Genomic DNA, 1572 nt, shown 5'->3' on the forward strand with positions numbered 1-1572 from the left:
ATCTGTCGCTCAAGGCGGCAGGCATTGCCGCCGGCAGCTTCGGTCTGCTCGCCCTGTTCGCCCGTGCGCTGGGTGGCTGGCTGTCGGACAAGGCCGCCGCGCGCCGCGGCCTCGACGTCCGCGCGACGTTACTGTTCGGGTTGATCGTCGGCGAGGGTCTGGGCCTCGTGTGTTTCTCGCACGCGAACAGCGTCGCACTGGCCGTGACCTCGATGCCCGTTTTCGGCCTGTTCACGCACATGGCTTGTGGCGCGACCTACGCGCTAGTGCCGTTCATCGACCGCAAGGCACTGGGCGGGGTCGCGGGCGTGATTGGCGCCGGTGGCAATGTCGGCGCGGTGGCGGCGGGCTTCCTGATGAAAGGCGTCGGCAGCGTGCAGCAGACACTCGCGCTGCTCGGCATGCTGGTGACGCTGTCCGCGTTGTGCGCGCTGGCAGTGCGCTTCAGCCATGAACACAAGGCACGCGAAGCGGCGCTGCGCGAGCACGCGCTGACTGTGGCCGGCACCAATGGTTTGGCGAACTGACGACCCATGCCGGCGCGTGCGGCAAGCCGCTATCCCTGCCATGCAGCCGCTGAGATTGGCGCAGCGCGTTGCACGGTGAGAGTGCTGCGCCGCACCACGACTGTGCCCCGCCGCATCAAATTGCATCAAGTCATTTTCGATGGACGCGCCTCGCAATACGCTTGTTGACCATGCTGGGCGGGCCGTCAATGAGTTGCCCTGTTATGGCATGGTCTTTGCGTAACTCAAGCCAGCGGATCAACGATGATCCGGCCAGCCCGCAGCAAAGCGTCACGCTTTAACTCTTTGGTTTTTGGACAACGGCGTCCCTCGAATTCAGTCATCTGTCGACTGCATCCGCGGGACGCCTTTTTATTTGCCGGACGAAAAATCATGCCGCGAACCGAGTCGGAAATGGCTGAAACCCCCGTCACGAACGTTGTCGTCATTGGCCACGGGATGGTGGGGCACAAGCTGCTTGAATGTCTGCTCGACGACGCGCGAGCCGCGCTGCACGTCACGGTGTTGTGCGAGGAGCCGCGCCCCGCGTATGACCGCGTGCATCTGTCCGAATTCTTTTCGGGCAAGTCGGCGGAGGACCTGTCGCTCGTCAAGCCCGGCTTCTTCGAGCGCGAGAACGTGCTGCTCAAGCTCGACACGAAGGCGCTCTTGATCGACCGGGAGGCCCGCACGGTGAGCCTCTCCACTGGCGAGACGCTTTCCTATGACAAACTGGTGCTCGCCACCGGCTCGTCGCCGTTTGTTCCACCGATGGCAGGCAGCGATCGTCAGGACTGCTTCGTCTATCGCACCATCGAAGATCTCGAAGCGATGCAGGCGTGCGGCGCGCGCGCCAAGTCGGGCGTCGTGGTGGGCGGTGGCCTGCTGGGGCTGGAATGCGCGAAGGCGCTGCATGACATGGGACTGGCTGCGCATGTTGTCGAGTTCGCCCCGCGGCTGATGGCGGTGCAGGTCGACGAAGGCGGCGGACGGGTTCTGCGCAGCAAGATCGAGGAGTTGGGCGTGCAGGTCCACACCGGCAAGCACACGCTTGCCATCGTGGATG

General features: G+C 64.3%; 1 protein-coding gene and 1 pseudogene. Both read left to right on the forward strand.

Annotated elements, in window-relative coordinates; translation table 11 throughout:
- A pseudogene (locus A6V37_RS00080) lies at positions 1-527 on the forward strand (MFS transporter); the annotation flags it as partial.
- Positions 528-920: 393 nt separating this feature from the next.
- Positions 921-1572 (forward strand): FAD-dependent oxidoreductase (locus tag A6V37_RS00085; RefSeq protein WP_157447839.1); only part of this gene is annotated, 652 nt, incomplete at its 3' end.

The organism is Paraburkholderia ginsengiterrae (genome assembly GCF_001645125.1).
GTDB classification, from domain to species: Bacteria; Pseudomonadota; Gammaproteobacteria; order Burkholderiales; family Burkholderiaceae; genus Paraburkholderia; species Paraburkholderia ginsengiterrae.